The organism is Streptococcus mitis, assembly GCF_002096815.1.
In the GTDB taxonomy this organism is placed as follows: domain Bacteria; phylum Bacillota; class Bacilli; order Lactobacillales; family Streptococcaceae; genus Streptococcus; species Streptococcus mitis_AD.
On sequence record NZ_NCVJ01000021.1, the window covers coordinates 382,770 to 397,889 of the forward strand.

Annotated in this window: 18 protein-coding genes, 1 pseudogene and 1 other annotated feature; of the genes and pseudogenes, 15 read left to right on the forward strand and 4 right to left on the reverse strand. The window is 40.3% G+C overall.

The window, feature by feature from the left end:
* Positions 1 to 19: 19 nt before the first annotated feature.
* A complete protein-coding gene (locus B7696_RS08635; protein WP_049487118.1) occupies positions 20 to 820 on the reverse strand; it encodes a glycoside hydrolase family 25 protein in 801 nt (266 codons plus the stop codon).
* A 155-nt stretch (positions 821 to 975) separates the two neighbouring features.
* Between B7696_RS08635 and glmU the strand changes: the two genes are divergently transcribed.
* From glmU to B7696_RS08675, 7 genes are all read left to right on the forward strand, one after another.
* The gene (gene glmU / locus B7696_RS08640) at positions 976 to 2,355 is read left to right on the forward strand and encodes a bifunctional UDP-N-acetylglucosamine diphosphorylase/glucosamine-1-phosphate N-acetyltransferase GlmU (RefSeq protein WP_084863219.1); all 1,380 of its coding nucleotides are present in this window, start codon (positions 976 to 978) and stop codon (positions 2,353 to 2,355) included.
* A gap of 9 nt (positions 2,356 to 2,364) precedes the next feature.
* On the forward strand, positions 2,365 to 2,910 hold the full coding sequence (locus tag B7696_RS08645; protein WP_084863221.1) for an NUDIX hydrolase: 546 nt from the start codon (positions 2,365 to 2,367) through the stop codon (positions 2,908 to 2,910).
* An 11-nt stretch (positions 2,911 to 2,921) separates the two neighbouring features.
* A complete protein-coding gene (macP, locus tag B7696_RS08650) occupies positions 2,922 to 3,233 on the forward strand; it encodes a cell wall synthase accessory phosphoprotein MacP (protein WP_084863223.1) in 312 nt (103 codons plus the stop codon).
* Positions 3,234 to 3,249: 16 nt separating this feature from the next.
* Positions 3,250 to 3,942, forward strand: a complete 693-nt coding sequence (locus B7696_RS08655; RefSeq protein WP_084863225.1) for a 5'-methylthioadenosine/adenosylhomocysteine nucleosidase — start codon at positions 3,250 to 3,252, stop codon at positions 3,940 to 3,942.
* Between the two features lie 76 nt (positions 3,943 to 4,018).
* Positions 4,019 to 4,510: a chromosome segregation protein RocS gene (gene rocS / locus B7696_RS08660; protein WP_000021242.1), complete on the forward strand. Its 492-nt coding sequence runs from the start codon at positions 4,019 to 4,021 to the stop codon at positions 4,508 to 4,510.
* Between the two features lie 204 nt (positions 4,511 to 4,714).
* Positions 4,715 to 5,305: a 3'-5' exonuclease gene (locus B7696_RS08670; protein ID WP_042751360.1), complete on the forward strand. Its 591-nt coding sequence runs from the start codon at positions 4,715 to 4,717 to the stop codon at positions 5,303 to 5,305.
* 8 nt (positions 5,306 to 5,313) lie between these two features.
* Positions 5,314 to 7,077, forward strand: coding sequence for a glycerophosphoryl diester phosphodiesterase membrane domain-containing protein (locus B7696_RS08675; protein ID WP_142358834.1), 1,764 nt, complete (start codon positions 5,314 to 5,316; stop codon positions 7,075 to 7,077).
* A 173-nt stretch (positions 7,078 to 7,250) separates the two neighbouring features.
* Here B7696_RS08675 and B7696_RS08680 read toward each other — a convergent pair whose 3' ends face one another.
* The gene (locus B7696_RS08680; RefSeq protein WP_084863227.1) at positions 7,251 to 8,333 is read right to left on the reverse strand and encodes a DEAD/DEAH box helicase; all 1,083 of its coding nucleotides are present in this window, start codon (positions 8,331 to 8,333) and stop codon (positions 7,251 to 7,253) included.
* Positions 8,330 to 9,307 (reverse strand): Gfo/Idh/MocA family protein, encoded by a 978-nt coding sequence (locus B7696_RS08685; RefSeq protein WP_084863228.1) that lies wholly within the window; start codon positions 9,305 to 9,307, stop codon positions 8,330 to 8,332. Before B7696_RS08685 ends, B7696_RS08680 begins: the two co-directional genes overlap by 4 nt.
* A gap of 141 nt (positions 9,308 to 9,448) precedes the next feature.
* Between B7696_RS08685 and B7696_RS08690 the strand changes: the two genes are divergently transcribed.
* The 4 genes from B7696_RS08690 to rpmA all read left to right on the forward strand — a co-directional run bounded on the left by B7696_RS08690 (position 9,449) and on the right by rpmA (position 11,412).
* On the forward strand, positions 9,449 to 10,153 hold the full coding sequence (locus B7696_RS08690) for a YoaK family protein (protein ID WP_084863230.1): 705 nt from the start codon (positions 9,449 to 9,451) through the stop codon (positions 10,151 to 10,153).
* A gap of 58 nt (positions 10,154 to 10,211) precedes the next feature.
* Positions 10,212 to 10,391 (forward strand) — a sequence feature (ribosomal protein L21 leader region).
* A gap of 36 nt (positions 10,392 to 10,427) precedes the next feature.
* Positions 10,428 to 10,742 (forward strand): 50S ribosomal protein L21, encoded by a 315-nt coding sequence (rplU, locus tag B7696_RS08695; RefSeq protein WP_000109141.1) that lies wholly within the window; start codon positions 10,428 to 10,430, stop codon positions 10,740 to 10,742.
* A gap of 15 nt (positions 10,743 to 10,757) precedes the next feature.
* Positions 10,758 to 11,102 carry a ribosomal-processing cysteine protease Prp gene (locus B7696_RS08700; RefSeq protein WP_000613699.1) on the forward strand — a complete coding sequence of 115 codons (345 nt, stop codon included), beginning with the start codon at positions 10,758 to 10,760 and terminating at the stop codon, positions 11,100 to 11,102.
* 16 nt (positions 11,103 to 11,118) lie between these two features.
* Entirely contained in the window at positions 11,119 to 11,412 is a 294-nt protein-coding gene (rpmA, locus tag B7696_RS08705) for a 50S ribosomal protein L27 (RefSeq protein ID WP_000916509.1), read from the forward strand.
* A 168-nt stretch (positions 11,413 to 11,580) separates the two neighbouring features.
* On the opposite strand, the pseudogene B7696_RS10585 reads toward rpmA, so the two are convergent.
* Positions 11,581 to 11,653 (reverse strand): annotated as a pseudogene (locus tag B7696_RS10585) (AraC family transcriptional regulator); the annotation flags it as partial.
* Here B7696_RS10585 and B7696_RS08710 point away from each other — a divergent pair.
* The 4 genes from B7696_RS08710 to proB all read left to right on the forward strand — a co-directional run bounded on the left by B7696_RS08710 (position 11,646) and on the right by proB (position 15,111).
* The gene (locus tag B7696_RS08710) at positions 11,646 to 12,554 is read left to right on the forward strand and encodes a LysR family transcriptional regulator (RefSeq protein ID WP_001025694.1); all 909 of its coding nucleotides are present in this window, start codon (positions 11,646 to 11,648) and stop codon (positions 12,552 to 12,554) included. The pseudogene B7696_RS10585 and the gene B7696_RS08710 sit on opposite strands and share 8 nt — an antisense overlap.
* On the forward strand, positions 12,551 to 13,012 hold the full coding sequence (gene lspA, locus B7696_RS08715) for a signal peptidase II (protein WP_084863232.1): 462 nt from the start codon (positions 12,551 to 12,553) through the stop codon (positions 13,010 to 13,012). The genes B7696_RS08710 and lspA overlap by 4 nt, the downstream gene beginning before the upstream one ends.
* On the forward strand, positions 13,002 to 13,892 hold the full coding sequence (locus tag B7696_RS08720) for an RluA family pseudouridine synthase (RefSeq protein WP_084863234.1): 891 nt from the start codon (positions 13,002 to 13,004) through the stop codon (positions 13,890 to 13,892). The genes lspA and B7696_RS08720 overlap by 11 nt, the downstream gene beginning before the upstream one ends.
* Positions 13,893 to 14,001: 109 nt before the next feature.
* Complete coding sequence (gene proB / locus B7696_RS08725) at positions 14,002 to 15,111, forward strand: glutamate 5-kinase (RefSeq protein WP_239822199.1); 1,110 nt, start codon at positions 14,002 to 14,004, stop codon at positions 15,109 to 15,111.
* Positions 15,112 to 15,120: the final 9 nt, after the last annotated feature.

A 15,120-nucleotide genomic window follows, 5' to 3' on the forward strand; every position in this document is an offset into this window, starting at 1 on the left:
AAATGAGAAACAAATGCTTTTAAGGTTTTAAAAAGAGTTTTCTAAAGGTTTCTTCTTTATTTTTTAAAGAAGAGATGACGTTGATATCCAAATCGTGGTCAAAGCCAGCAATTTTTCCTTTAGAAGTGTACTGGTGAATGTCATAATCTATATCAGTCTTAGGAGTTGCCTCGTAAAATCCTGAGTCAGAACCATAGGAAGGAATCCACACAGACGTAAACTTATCAGTATCAATACTGTGTTCTTCCATGAAGTATACTCCTACGTAGATTCCGATATTTTTAGCACCTAGTGATTCTAGTTTTGCACGAAAGGCTTCAACACCTTCGTTCATATTGGACATGGTTTTTTCTTCCACATCTAGCCAATAGTAGCTAGGGCTGTATGGCGATGCGGAATTATAAAAACTTTCAGCAGCCTTTTCCATTTCTTGGATACTTTTTCCAGCTACATAGGCATAGACCCCAACTGGGACATTTCGTTTTTGAAACTCGGTAATATGGGTTTTAAAGGCCTTGTCTACCCCATTAACAAAGGAAGCATCATTCTCTTTTGAAGACTGAGCGCCACTATGGACGCGAACAATAGCTCCTGAAATGTTTTGGGAGAGAGTATCGTAATTAATTTCCTCAGGTCGTTGCCAACCAGAAACATCAATCACCGGTTTATCTATATTATGTAGCGCTTGCGATTCTACTTGCGCGATATTTGACTTTGTTTTTACAGGATGGTCCTCAAAACGAGGGCGATTTAGGATTAAAATGAAAATCATAATCCCAAAAAAACCAAACAAAATAAGCGGATTAATTTTCTTTCTCATATCTTATAATTTTACCCTATAAATGAAAAAAAATCAAAAAAAAATACTCAAAAAATGGGTTAATAGAGGACTTTAGAGCATTTTTTCATTCAAGAGCGCGGAATGATTTGAAATATGGTATAATAAAAGGGAATTTCTAGAGAAAAGAGAAGATTATGTCAAATTATGCCATTATTTTAGCAGCGGGTAAAGGAACTCGCATGAAATCGGATTTGCCAAAAGTTTTGCACAAGGTTGCGGGTATTTCTATGCTAGAACATGTTTTCCGTAGTGTGGGAGCTATCCAACCTGAAAAGACAGTAACAGTTGTTGGACACAAGGCAGAATTGGTTGAGCAGGTCTTGGCTGGACAGACAGAATTTGTAACTCAATCTGAACAGTTGGGAACTGGTCATGCAGTTATGATGACAGAGCCTGTCCTAGAAGGTTTGTCAGGGCACACCTTGGTCATTGCAGGAGATACTCCTTTAATCACTGGTGAAAGCTTGAAAAACTTGATTGATTTCCACATCAATCATAAAAATGTGGCGACTATCTTGACTGCTGAAACAGATAATCCTTTTGGCTATGGGCGAATTGTTCGTAATGACAATGCTGAGGTTCTTCGTATTGTTGAGCAAAAGGATGCTACAGATTTTGAAAAACAAATCAAGGAAATCAACACAGGAACTTACGTTTTTGACAACGAGCGTTTGTTTGAGGCCTTGAAAAATATCAACACCAACAATGCTCAAGGTGAATACTATATTACAGATGTCATTGGCATTTTCCGTGAAGCTGGTGAAAAAGTTGGTGCTTATACTTTGAAAGATTTTGATGAGAGTCTTGGGGTAAATGACCGTGTTGCTCTTGCGACAGCTGAGTCAGTTATGCGTCGTCGCATCAATCATCAACACATGGTCAATGGCGTTAGCTTTGTCAATCCAGAAGCAACTTATATCGATATTGATGTTGAGATTGCTCCGGAAGTTCAAATCGAAGCCAATGTTACCTTGAAAGGGCAAACGAAAATTGGTGCTGAGACTGTTTTGACAAATGGAACGTATGTAGTGGATAGCACTATCGGAGCAGGAGCTGTTATTACCAACTCTATGATTGAAGAAAGTAGTGTTGCTGACGGCGTGACAGTCGGTCCTTATGCCCACATTCGTCCAGGTTCAAGTCTAGCTGCCCAAGTCCATATTGGAAACTTTGTTGAGGTTAAAGGTTCTTCAATCGGTGAGAATACCAAGGCTGGTCATTTGACTTATATCGGAAACTGTGAAGTGGGTAGCCACGTTAATTTTGGTGCAGGAACTATTACAGTCAACTATGATGGTAAAAACAAATACAAGACAGTCATCGGTAACAATGTCTTTGTTGGTTCAAATTCAACCATTATTGCGCCAGTTGAGTTAGGTGACAATTCACTCGTTGGTGCTGGTTCAACTATTACCAAAGACGTGCCAGCGGATGCGATTGCAATTGGTCGTGGTCGTCAGGTCAACAAAGATGAATATGCAACTCGCCTCCCTCATCATCCTAATAATCAGTAGGAGCCTATCATGGAATTTGAAGAAAAAACACTTAGCCGAAAAGAAATCTATCAAGGACCAATTTTTAAACTGGTCCAAGATCAGGTTGAGTTACCAGAAGGCAAGGGAACTGCCCAACGTGATTTGATTTTCCACAATGGAGCTGTTTGTGTTTTGGCTGTAACAGATGAGCAAAAACTCATCTTGGTCAAGCAGTACCGCAAAGCTATTGAGGCTGTATCTTACGAAATTCCAGCTGGAAAATTGGAAGTAGGAGAAAATACAGACCATGTCGCAGCAGCCCTGCGTGAACTAGAGGAAGAAACAGCCTATACAGGGAAGTTAGAACTCTTGTACGATTTTTACTCGGCCATTGGCTTTTGTAACGAAAAGTTAAAACTGTACCTGGCAAGCGATTTGACAAAGGTTGAAAATCCACGTCCGCAGGATGATGATGAAACCTTGGAAGTCCTTGAAGTGAGCCTAGAAGAAGCCAAGGAATTAATCCAATCAGGTCATATCTGTGATGCCAAGACAATTATGGCTGTACAGTATTGGGAATTGCACAAAAAATAGAGGAGGTCAGTATGGGTAAACCTTTATTAACGGATGAAATGATTGAAAGAGCTAATAGAGGCGAAAAAATTTCAGGTCCACCTTTGCTAGATGAAGAGGAAACTAAGATTTTACCGACCTCTTCTTCCCGTTTTGGTTATGCCAATCCTAAGGATCATGGTTTTAGCCAGGAAACCTTGAAGATTCAGGTCGAACCGTCTATCCATAAAAGCCGTCGCATTGAAAATACCAAGAGAAATGTCTTCAATTCTAAGTTAAATAAAATCTTATTCGCGGTCATCTTTCTCTTGATTTTGCTTATCTTAGCAATGAAACTTTTGTAATAGAAAAGGAATTGAAATGAAAATAGGAATTATTGCGGCTATGCCAGAAGAACTGGCTTATCTGGTCCAGCATCTAGAAAATGCCCAGGAGCAAGTTGTTTTGGGAAATACTTCTCACACAGGAAGTATTGCCTCTCATGAAGTCGTTCTTGTAGAAAGTGGAATTGGTAAGGTCATGTCTGCTATGAGTGTGGCGGTTTTGGCTGATCATTTTCAAGTGGATGCTTTGATTAACACAGGATCAGCTGGGGCAGTAGCAGAAGGTATTGCTGTTGGGGATGTTGTGATTGCTGATAAATTGGCTTATCATGATGTGGATGTCACAGCTTTTGGTTACGCTTATGGACAAATGGCGCAACAACCGCTTTATTTCGAATCAGATAAAACCTTTGTTGCTAAAATCCAAGAGAGTTTATCTCAATTGGACCAGAACTGGCATCTTGGTTTGATTGCTACAGGAGATAGTTTTGTTGCAGGAAATGATAAGATAGAAGCGATTAAGTCCCATTTCCCAGATGTTTTGGCTGTTGAGATGGAGGGGGCAGCTATTGCTCAGGCAGCGCATGCTCTTAATCTTCCAGTCTTAGTCATCCGAGCTATGAGTGACAATGCAAATCATGAAGCAAACATCTCTTTTGATGAGTTTATTATCGAAGCTGGACGTCGCTCTGCCCAAGTCTTGTTAGCCTTTTTGAAGGCTTTAGATTAAGCGGAAATTTGACAGTTTTTCTAGCTTATGATAAGATTTAAGTAAAGAAAAGCTAGAAAACGTTTCAGAGGATATTATGAGTATTGAAATGACCGTCAGTGAGATTGCAGAGGTCTTAGGATTATCTCGCCAAGCAATCAATAACCGTGTCAAAGAATTACCAGAAGAAGACACAGATAAAAATGACAAAGGGGTAACAGTCGTTACCAGAAGTGGCTTGATTAAGCTAGAAGAAATCTATAAAAAAACGATTTTTGAAGATGAGCCTGTCAGTGAAGATGTCAAGCAACGTGAACTGATGGAGATTCTGGTTGATGAGAAGAATGCAGAAATTCTTCGTCTTTATGAACAATTAAAAGCCAAGGATCGTCAGTTATCAGAAAAAGACGAGCAGATGCGTATCAAAGACCGTCAGATTGCTGAGAAAGACAAACAACTGGATCAGCAGCAACAATTGACCCTTCAAGCCATGAAGGATCAAGAAAATCTTAAGCTAGAGCTGGACCAAGCAAAAGAAGAAGTCCAATCCACTAAGAAAGGCTTTTTTGCTCGTTTATTTGGAGGATAATCAAGGAGCTGTTTAGGTTAAATGCTAACCTGATGGCTTCTTTTGTTTCTAAATAGTATAGTTGCTCAAGTAATACTCAATGAAAATCAAAGAGCAAACTAGGAAACTAGCCGCAGGCTGTACTTGAGTACGGCAAGGCGACGTTGACGTGGTTTGAATTTGATTTTCGAAGAGTATAAAATAACAGTATAGGAGAGGTAGAAAATGGAACGATTAGAAGATTACATTGCTTTCGATTTAGAATTTAATCAGCACGAAGGACAAACACACTTGATTCAAGTATCGGCAGTGCGTTTTAGAGATGGTCAGGAAATCGATGCCTATGATTCCTATGTCCATACTAGTGTGCCTCTAAAGAGTTTTATCAATGGTTTGACTGGGATTACAGCTGAGACCTTAAAAGATGCCCCTCCAGTGGAGAAAGTTATAAAAGATTTCCAAGAGTTTGTGGGTTCTTTACCCATGGTAGGCTACAATGCTGCTAAAAGTGATTTGCCTATTCTAGCAGAGCATGGTTTAGACTACAGTCAGCAGTACAAGGTAGATTTGTATGATGAAGCTTTTGAACGTCGGAGTTCGGATTTACATGGTATTGCCAATCTCAAATTGCAAACTGTTGCCTCATTTCTTGGGTTTCAAGGTCAATCCCACAATAGCTTGGAGGATGCACGGATGACGGCGCGTGTTTACGAGTCCTTCTTAGAGTCAGATCAAGCTAGAGAATTGTTAGAGACGGAAAGTAGTCTATCAAACAATCCTTTTGGAGGCTTGGACTTGTCTCAATTATTTGACTAGGAGTGCCTATGAAACCTGAAAAACCTAAAAATCTAGGTTTTAGGAAAATCTACTTTAATCTAGATAAAATTCTCTTCCTCTTTTTCTTGATATTCATGATGATTGAGTTTGTCTGGTTACCACTTAATTCTTGGATTGCTGGACTGTTACTCCGACAGACAGGTTATCTCTTTCTTTCCTACAACAATATTTTTGCCATTATAAAGAGTTCTCCCTTTGTTAGCCTTGCTTTATTTGTTCTGGTAATCGTTAATTTACTGATTGCCTATTACCAGCTAGGACTCCTCTTTATCGGAGCTCGACACCTCCTCTATCATGAAAAGAGAACTCTGCTGGAGTACAGTCGCAAGGTCTTTCGTCAGAGTTTCTTATTCATAAGACAAGTGACGATTTCCAAAATGGCCTTTATTTTCTTTTATGTCATGATGCTCTTTCCATTGATTCGAAAGATTTTAAAGATTTATTACCTCAATAAAATCGTGATTCCGGAATTCATAGTAGCCTATGTGGAAGATAAGTACTGGTTAGTCGGTTTGGTAATCACTGTTCTAGCCTTGCTGCTGTTTTACATTTCAATACGTTTGATGTTTGCCCTACCCCAGCTTTTATTTGAGAAGAAAACAGTCAAAGAAGCAGTCAGATATAGTCTAGAAAAGACAAGAAAGCACTCCTGGTTTTATACTTGGAACTTGCTCTGGATTATCGTCAAAACCTACCTATTTTTCATTCTTTTATTGATTCCAATCTTGACAAGTCAGGCACTGATGGATGGTTTGACTCATAAGGAATCTCTTGTGATGGGAATTATCAACTTTGTCTTGATTAAGAATTTCCACTACATAGCCTTGACTTATTTTCTCATTAAGTTTGTTTCCTTCCTAACAGGAGAAGAGCTAGAGATCACACCAAGGAGAAAGAAAGATCACTGGATGAGATGGGGAGTGATGGGCTGTGCTTGTATCTTTTTCGCTCTTGAGGGTTATGTTTATTTGGAAGCTCCAGTTGCCAATAAACCTTTAATTATCTCTCACAGGGGAGTATCTAATAAGAATGGTGTGCAGAATACAGTTCAATCTTTAGAAAAGACAGCCCAACTAAGTCCAGATTTCGTTGAGACAGATGTTCAGGAAACAAAAGATGGCCAGTTTGTCATGATGCATGATGCTAATATCAAGAATCTGACAGGAGTTAATGCCAATCCACAGGATCTAACTTTGAAAGAATTAACGAAACTTGATATTTTAGAAAATGCTTATCATAGCAAGGTGTCCAGTTTTGATGACTATCTCAATAAAGCCAATGAATTACATCAAAAACTCCTCATTGAAATTAAAACCAGTCGAAAAGATAGCCCAGATATGATGAAACGCTTTATGGAAAAATATGGAACGGTTCTTAAGCAGAATGGTCACCAAATGCAATCCTTGGACTACCATGTGATTGATCAGGTTTTAGCCTACGATTCTCAAATTCCAATCTATTTCATCCTACCTTATAATAGTATTTTTCCAAGAACCAAGGCTACAGGTTATACCATGGAGTATTCAACTTTAGATGAAAATTTTGTCAACAAGCTTTGGAATACGGATCAGAAATTGTACGTTTGGACCATCAATAGTTCAGAGTCCTTTGATAAATCAGTTCATTTGGGAGCAGATGGCATGATAACAGATGACTTGGAAATGATTCAAGAGCAGGTTACTATTGCCCAAGAAAATCCAGAGTATACTGATTTACTTTTCAAACAGGCTATGGAATTCTTTAATTTTTAGTAAGCAAAAAGAGCCTGAGACAAAATAGTTCTCAACCACAAAAAAGCAACGGCAAATACGTTGCTTTTTTGGAGATAAGGGACTATTGTCCTAGGCTCAGTCTTGAGATAAGGTCCATAGAAACTCGTATTCTGAGGATTTTATTTTAAATCAGAGGTTGGCTCTCTCCAACCTTATTTGATATAGAGTTCTTGATTTTTTAGGACAATTTCACGGACATTTGAGAATTTTTTGAGTTTTTTAAGTTCTTCTGGATGAGTGACGAGAGTGATAACATAACCTTCTTTACCCATGCGACCTGTACGGCCAGCACGGTGAGTGTAGGTTTCACTATCTCTAGGAACATCAAAGTTTACGACGCATTCTAGACTATCGATATCAATTCCACGTGCCAGAAGGTCTGTTGCGAGAAGCAGGGTTAGTTGCTTGTCTTTAAACTTTTCTAAGATAACTTTTCTAAATTTAACATTGACATCACTAGCGAGGGAAACAGCCAAGATATCCCGATACTGTAATTTTTCCTCTGCGCTTCCAAGGTCTGATAGGCTGTTAAAGAAGACTAGCCCGCGGAAATCCTCAACATGAGCCAATTTTCGTAGCATATCCACTCGGTGACGCTGGTCTACCTGCATATAGAAATGTTGAATGTTGTCCAATTTTTGGTCAGAGAGGTCAATGGTACGTGTATTAGGTACAATCTTTTCTTGGTCAAACTTGGTCGTCGCACTCATGTAGATGAGTTGGTGGTCACGAGGTGCGTAGTGAGTGATTTTCTCAACAAAGTGAATTTGAGACTCATCTAGCAATTGGTCAAATTCATCCAGGATGATGGTTTCTACATTCATCATCTTGATTTTTTTCAATTTAATCAGCTCAAAGATACGGCCAGGGGTTCCAATAAGAATTTCTGGTCCTTTTTTGAGTCGTTCAATCTGGCGTTTCTGACTTGAACCTGATAGGAAGAGTTGGGCTGTCAAACCGATAGCCTCTGCCCACGTTTTACATACATCAAAAATCTGTCCAGCAAGTTCTGTATTTGGTGCTAGAATCAAGAGTTGTTGCGCTTTTTTCTTTTGTAGTCTGAGAAGGCTTGGTAGGAGGTAAGCGAGGGTCTTGCCAGTTCCTGTTGGGCTCACTCCTAGAAGATTTTCTCCTGCAAGAATGGGCTCAAATAGTTGAGTTTGAATGGGGGTAAATTCTTGGAAACCGAGCTGGTCACTCAGTTCTTGCCATTCAGTTGGTAGTTTGGTTTTCATTTTTCTGCCTCAAATCTAATGCCAGCAGTCTGGCGCATGGTATATAGTAGGTCATGAACAGAGCTTGCATCGTCCAGCCAAGTCTGGTAGAGTGTCTGGTCTGGTTGCTGAATCGTCTGTGCAAATGCAGCGACTTCCTCAGTCATCGTATGAGGAGTCTGTTGGATAGGAAGATGGACTTGATTTCCTTGGTGGTCGGTAAAAATAGCTGAATGGACATGTTCAATCGTATTGAGGGTCAAGGTACCATCTGTTGTATAAATCTCGCAAGGAAGAGTGGAAGTGATATTTTTCCCAGCTTTGATATGAACTTGAAATTCAGGGTAGAAGAGGATACCATCTCCATTTAGGTCAATGCTATTGTCAAGCTGTTGAGCATGGTAAGTTGCGTCATTAGATTTTCCAAAAAGACGAACGACAGCATAGAGGGTATAAATCCCCAAGTCCATAAGGGCTCCACCAGCAAAACGGTCTGAAAAGACGTTAGGTGTCTGTCCAGCCAATAAGTCCGGCATCTTGGAAGAATACTTGGCATAGTTGAAATCTGCCCCTAACACTTGCTTGTCTGTTAAAAAGTTTTTGATAGTAGTGAAAGCTTTTTCATGATAATTACGAGCTGCTTCAAAGATAAAACAATTATTTTTCTCAGCTGTTTGAACCAAATCCAGCCATTCTTGTGGCTGCGTGACAGCTGGCTTTTCAAGAATGACGTGTTTGCCAGCAGATAATGCAACTTTTGCCTGAGCAAAATGCAAGGAGTTTGGACTAGCAATATAGACAACATCAAAGGAGCTCTTGAAGAAGTCCTCTAATTGATCAAAGAGTTGGATATCTTGATAGCGAGAAGCAAAGGTTGTCGCAGTTTCTAGTTTTCTAGAATAGACTGCGACCAGCTGGTATTCTCCGCTGATATGGGCTGCTTCTATGAAGTGGTGACTGATAGCCCCTGTTCCGATGACACCTAATTTAAGCATAGTGACTCCTTTTCCAATTTCAAATCCTTCTTTCATTATAACATAGATAGACAGGACTATCCAACAGAGGGGAAAAAATTTCAAATAAGCTACTAGGTCTTTTCCAAAGAAAGTGGTACAATAATGAGATGAGTAAATGAAATGGGAGGGAAAATGAGGTTATTACCTATAAGAAAAATATCACGTCAGTCTAAGAGGCTAGCGCTTTTTTTGACGTTTTGTGCAGGATATGTAGATGCCTATACGTTTATTGTGCGAGGGAATACTCTTGTAGCTGGACAAACTGGGAATGTCGTATTTCTTTCAGTGGGACTTATTCAACATAATGTGTCAGATGCGAGTGCTAAAGTAATGACCTTGCTAGCTTTTATGATGGGGGTCTTTTTACTAACAGTTTATAAGGAAAAATTGCGAATTGTGAAAAAACCAATTTTGTCACTGATTCCTTTGGCAATCTTATCAATAGTTATCGGTTTTGTGCCGCAGACTGTAGATAATATCTATCTAGTGCCACCCTTGGCCTTCTGTATGGGGTTGGTGACAACTGCTTTTGGAGAAGTGTCGGGTATTGCCTACAATAACGCTTTTATGACAGGGAACATCAAACGGACCATGCTGGCTTTTGGAGATTATTTCCGAACCAAGCACACTCCTTTTTTGCGTGAAGGGATTATCTTTGTAAGCCTGCTTAGTAGTTTTGTCCTTGGCGTTGTCTTTTCAGCCTATTTGACGATTTTCTATCATGAAAAGACCATTCTTGGTGTTCCTATTATGATGAGCATCTTTTACCTCAGCATGCTTTTTGCATCTTGGCAGAAAAAAGTAAAAGAAAAAGCTTCATTTTAGGTGTTATTACTTGTAAGAAAATAGGAGATATGCTATACTTGAAGAGTTGACTATGCACAATCCTGTGCAACCGCACGAACATCGTTGCTCGTCGTATAACAAATTTAAACTTCGTCATTGTCGCCTTGCCTAACATAAGTTATGTCTTCGGCTCAATTCCTAGTTTATTCTTTGTTATACTTAGAGCTCTTCTTTTAAGTGGTTTGTCCCACGATGCTAGGCGAGTCTTCACAAAAAATTTGGGGAAACCCATAAAAATCATAGGAGGTGCATAATGAGCACATACGCAATTATCAAAACTGGCGGAAAACAAGTTAAAGTTGAAGTTGGTCAAGCAGTTTACGTTGAAAAATTGAACGTTGAAGCTGGTCAAGAAGTTACTTTTAACGAAGTTGTTCTTGTTGGTGGTGAAAACACTGTTGTCGGAACTCCACTTGTTGCTGGAGCTACTGTAGTTGGAACTGTTGAAAAACAAGGAAAACAAAAGAAAGTTGTTACTTACAAGTACAAACCTAAAAAAGGTAGCCACCGTAAACAAGGTCACCGTCAACCATATACAAAAGTTGTCATCAATGCAATCAACGCTTAATTTTAAGGAGAACACATGATACAAGCAGTCTTTGAGAGAGCCGAAGATGGCGAGCTGAGGAGTGCGGAAATTACTGGACACGCCGAGAGTGGCGAATACGGCTTAGATGTCGTGTGTGCATCGGTTTCTACGCTTGCCATTAACTTTATCAATTCTATTGAGAAATTTGCAGGCTATGAACCAATCCTAGAATTAAACGAAGATGAAGGTGGCTATCTGATGGTTGAAATTCCAAAAGATCTTCCTTCACACCAGAGAGAAATGACCCAGTTATTCTTTGAATCATTTTTCTTAGGTATGGCAAACTTATCGGAGAACTCTTCTGAGTTCGTCCAAACCAGAGTTATCACAGAAAACTAACACGGAGGAAAACATTATGTTAAAAATGACTCTTAACAACTTGCAACTTTTCGCCCACAAAAAAGGTGGAGGTTCTACATCAAACGGACGTGATTCACAAGCAAAACGTCTTGGAGCTAAAGCAGCTGACGGACAAACTGTAACAGGTGGATCTATCCTTTACCGTCAACGTGGTACACACATCTACCCAGGTGTAAACGTTGGACGTGGTGGAGACGATACTTTGTTCGCTAAAGTTGAAGGCGTAGTTCGCTTTGAACGTAAAGGACGCGATAAAAAACAAGTTTCTGTTTACCCAATCGCTAAATAAAAAGATTCAGTGAATCTTTTTATCCCGAGCCTTGAAATATAAAGGCGAGGAAGCTAGAAGTAGCTTTAACTAAGGCTTTCCGAGTTTTCGGAGAGCCTATTTTTTTTTGGTTTGGTACCCATGATTTTTTCGTTCTTAGTGTAGATGCATTTTATGAGTGACATTATTTTTCTTCGATGGAAAACTTCTAAAATATGGTATAATGAAAAGATAAAGAAGTTGGGGGGTAGAAGATGAACATTCAACAATTACGCTATGTTGTGGCTATTGCCAATAGTGGTACTTTCCGTGAAGCTGCTGAGAAGATGTATGTTAGTCAGCCGAGTCTGTCCATTTCTGTTCGTGATTTGGAAAAAGAATTGGGCTTTAAGATTTTCCGTCGGACCAGCTCAGGGACTTTCTTGACCCGTCGTGGTATGGAATTTTATGAAAAAGCGCAAGAATTGGTCAAGGGATTTGATATTTTTCAAAATCAGTATGCTAATCCTGAAGAAGAAAAAGATGAGTTTTCCATTGCTAGTCAGCACTATGACTTCTTGCCACCAACCATTACGGCTTTTTCAGAGCGCTATCCTGATTATAAGAACTTTCGTATTTTTGAATCAACTACTGTTCAAATCTTAGACGAAGTAGCTCAAGGGCATAGTGAGATTGGGATTATTTACCTCAACAATCAAAATAAAAAGGGGATTATGCAACGGGTTGAAAAGCTAGGCCTTGAAGTCATTGAATTGATTCCCTTCCATACCCACATTTATCTTCGTGAGGGGCATCCTTTAGCCCAGAAAGAGGAATTGGTCATGGAGGATTTAGCGGATCTGCCAACGGTTCGTTTCACTCAAGAGAAAGACGAGTACCTTTATTATTCAGAGAACTTTGTTGATACCAGTGCGAGCTCACAGATGTTCAATGTGACAGACCGTGCTACCTTGAATGGTATTTTGGAGCGGACGGACGCCTATGCGACAGGTTCTGGATTTTTAGATAGTGATAGTGTTAATGGTATCACAGTTATTCGTCTCAAGGATAACCTAGATAATCGCATGGTTTATGTTAAACGTGAAGAAGTGGAGCTGAGTCAAGCTGGGACTCTCTTTGTAGAAGTCATGCAAGAATATTTTAATCAGAAGAGGAAATCATGAAAAAAAGAGGAATAGTGGCAGTCATTGTACTGCTTTTGATTGGGCTTGATCAGTTGGTAAAATCCTATATCGTCCAGCAAATTCCATTGGGTGAAGTACGATCTTGGATTCCCAATTTCGTTAGCTTGACCTACCTGCAAAATCGAGGGGCAGCCTTTTCTATCTTACAAGATCAGCAGTTGTTATTCGCTGTCATTACTCTGGTTGTCGTGGTTGGTTCCATTTGGTATTTACATAAACACATGGAGGACTCACTCTGGATGGTATTGGGTTTGACCTTGATTATTGCAGGTGGTCTTGGAAACTTTATTGACAGGATCAGTCAGGGCTTTGTTGTGGATATGTTTCATGTGGACTTTATCAATTTTGCAATTTTCAATGTGGCAGATAGCTATCTGACTGTTGGAGTGATTATTTTATTGATTGCAATGTTAAAAGAGGAAATAAATGGAAATTAAAATTGAAACTGGTGGCCTGCGTTTAGATAAGGCTTTGTCGGATTTGACAGAATTATCACGCAGTCTCGCGAATGAACAAATCAAATCAGGCCAAGTCTTGGTCAATGGTCAAGTCAAGAAAGCTAAATACACTGTCCAAGAGGGCGATGTCGTCACTTACCATGTACCAGAGCCTGAGGTCTTAGAGTATGTGGCTGAGAATCTTCCGCTAGAAATCATCTACCAAGATGAGGATGTAGCCGTCGTTAACAAGCCTCAGGGGATGGTTGTGCATCCGAGTGCTGGTCATACTAGTGGAACTCTGGTAAATGCCCTCATGTACCATATCAAGGACTTGTCGGGTATCAATGGGGTTCTGCGTCCAGGAATTGTTCACCGTATTGATAAGGATACGTCAGGCCTTCTCATGATTGCTAAAAACGATGAGGCGCATCTAGCACTTGCCCAAGAACTCAAGGATAAAAAGTCTCTCCGCAAATATTGGGCGATTGTTCATGGAAATCTGCCTAATGATCGTGGTGTGATTGAAGCTCCGATTGGCCGTAGTGAAAAAGACCGTAAGAAACAGGCTGTGACTGCTAAAGGGAAGCCTGCAGTGACACGTTTCCACGTCTTAGAACGCTTTGGTGATTATAGCTTAGTGGAGCTGCAGCTGGAAACAGGCCGCACCCATCAAATCCGTGTTCACATGGCTTATATTGGTCATCCAGTCGCTGGTGATGAAGTCTATGGTCCTCGCAAGACTTTGAAAGGACATGGACAATTTCTTCATGCCAAGACTCTAGGATTTACGCATCCACGAACAGGTGAGACCTTGGAATTTACAGCAGATATCCCAGATATTTTTAAGGAAACCTTGGAGAGATTGAGAAAGAATTAGACGTGATAAAAGGTTGAGATGACTTGTCTCGGCCTTTTTCCTATCAACTCTTTTTTATTTCCTGCCATTCGTGTTATAATGGATAAATATGAAGAATCGGAGTGAGACTATGAAATACAAACGGATTGTCTTTAAGGTGGGGACTTCTTCTCTAACGAATGAGGATGGAAGTTTATCACGTAGTAAGGTAAAGGCTATTACCCAGCAGTTGGCGATGTTGCACGAGGCTGGTCATGAATTGATTTTGGTGTCGTCAGGTGCCATTGCGGCTGGTTTTGGAGCCTTAGGATTTAAAAAGCGTCCGACTAAGATTGCTGATAAACAGGCTTCAGCAGCGGTAGGGCAAGGGCTTTTGTTGGAAGAATACACGACCAATCTTCTCTTGCGCCAAATCGTTTCTGCGCAGATCTTGCTGACTCAGGATGACTTTGTGGATAAGCGCCGTTATAAAAATGCCCATCAGGCTTTGTCAGTTCTACTTAGCCGTGGGGCGATTCCTATCATCAATGAGAATGACAGTGTCGTTATTGATGAGCTCAAGGTTGGGGACAATGATACTCTAAGTGCTCAGGTAGCAGCCATGGTCCAAGCAGACCTTTTAGTCCTCTTGACAGACGTAGACGGTCTATATACTGGAAATCCTAATTCAGATCCAAGAGCTAAACGCTTGGAGCGAATCGAGACCATCAATCGTGAGATTATCGATATGGCTGGTGGAGCCGGTTCTTCAAACGGAACTGGTGGCATGCTAACAAAAATCAAGGCTGCAACTATCGCGACGGAATCAGGAGTTCCTGTTTATATCTGTTCATCATTGAAGGCTGATGCTATGATAGAGGCGGCTGAGGAGACCAAGGATGGTTCCTACTTTGTTGCGCAAGAGAAGGGACTTCGTACCCAAAAACAATGGCTTGCATTCTATGCTCAGAGTCAGGGTTCTATTTGGGTTGATAAAGGGGCTGCAGAAGCTCTCTCTCAACATGGAAAGAGTCTTCTTTTATCTGGTGTTGTTGATGCAGAAGGAGCTTTTTCTTACGGTGATATCGTGACAGTATTTGACAAGGAAAGTGGAAAATCACTTGGAAAAGGACGCGTGCAATTTGGGGCATCTGCCTTGGAGGATATGTTGCGTTCTCAAAAAGCCAAGGGTGTCTTGATTCACCGTGATGACTGGATTTCCACTACTCCTGAAATCCAACTACTCTTTACAGAATTTTAGAGGTAAACT

What these genes read in the sequence shown, in the direction of transcription:
- B7696_RS08635 (WP_049487118.1), bottom strand. Translation starts at nt 820, where the DNA reads ATGAGAAAGAAAATTAATCCGCTTATTTTGTTTGGTTTTTTTGGGATT.
- glmU (WP_084863219.1), top strand. Translation starts at nt 976, where the DNA reads ATGTCAAATTATGCCATTATTTTAGCAGCGGGTAAAGGAACTCGCATG.
- B7696_RS08645 (WP_084863221.1), top strand. Translation starts at nt 2,365, where the DNA reads ATGGAATTTGAAGAAAAAACACTTAGCCGAAAAGAAATCTATCAAGGA.
- macP (WP_084863223.1), top strand. Translation starts at nt 2,922, where the DNA reads ATGGGTAAACCTTTATTAACGGATGAAATGATTGAAAGAGCTAATAGA.
- B7696_RS08655 (WP_084863225.1), top strand. Translation starts at nt 3,250, where the DNA reads ATGAAAATAGGAATTATTGCGGCTATGCCAGAAGAACTGGCTTATCTG.
- rocS (WP_000021242.1), top strand. Translation starts at nt 4,019, where the DNA reads ATGAGTATTGAAATGACCGTCAGTGAGATTGCAGAGGTCTTAGGATTA.
- B7696_RS08670 (WP_042751360.1), top strand. Translation starts at nt 4,715, where the DNA reads ATGGAACGATTAGAAGATTACATTGCTTTCGATTTAGAATTTAATCAG.
- B7696_RS08675 (WP_142358834.1), top strand. Translation starts at nt 5,314, where the DNA reads ATGAAACCTGAAAAACCTAAAAATCTAGGTTTTAGGAAAATCTACTTT.
- B7696_RS08680 (WP_084863227.1), bottom strand. Translation starts at nt 8,333, where the DNA reads ATGAAAACCAAACTACCAACTGAATGGCAAGAACTGAGTGACCAGCTC.
- B7696_RS08685 (WP_084863228.1), bottom strand. Translation starts at nt 9,307, where the DNA reads ATGCTTAAATTAGGTGTCATCGGAACAGGGGCTATCAGTCACCACTTC.
- B7696_RS08690 (WP_084863230.1), top strand. Translation starts at nt 9,449, where the DNA reads ATGGGAGGGAAAATGAGGTTATTACCTATAAGAAAAATATCACGTCAG.
- rplU (WP_000109141.1), top strand. Translation starts at nt 10,428, where the DNA reads ATGAGCACATACGCAATTATCAAAACTGGCGGAAAACAAGTTAAAGTT.
- B7696_RS08700 (WP_000613699.1), top strand. Translation starts at nt 10,758, where the DNA reads ATGATACAAGCAGTCTTTGAGAGAGCCGAAGATGGCGAGCTGAGGAGT.
- rpmA (WP_000916509.1), top strand. Translation starts at nt 11,119, where the DNA reads ATGTTAAAAATGACTCTTAACAACTTGCAACTTTTCGCCCACAAAAAA.
- B7696_RS08710 (WP_001025694.1), top strand. Translation starts at nt 11,646, where the DNA reads ATGAACATTCAACAATTACGCTATGTTGTGGCTATTGCCAATAGTGGT.
- lspA (WP_084863232.1), top strand. Translation starts at nt 12,551, where the DNA reads ATGAAAAAAAGAGGAATAGTGGCAGTCATTGTACTGCTTTTGATTGGG.
- B7696_RS08720 (WP_084863234.1), top strand. Translation starts at nt 13,002, where the DNA reads ATGGAAATTAAAATTGAAACTGGTGGCCTGCGTTTAGATAAGGCTTTG.
- proB (WP_239822199.1), top strand. Translation starts at nt 14,002, where the DNA reads ATGAAATACAAACGGATTGTCTTTAAGGTGGGGACTTCTTCTCTAACG.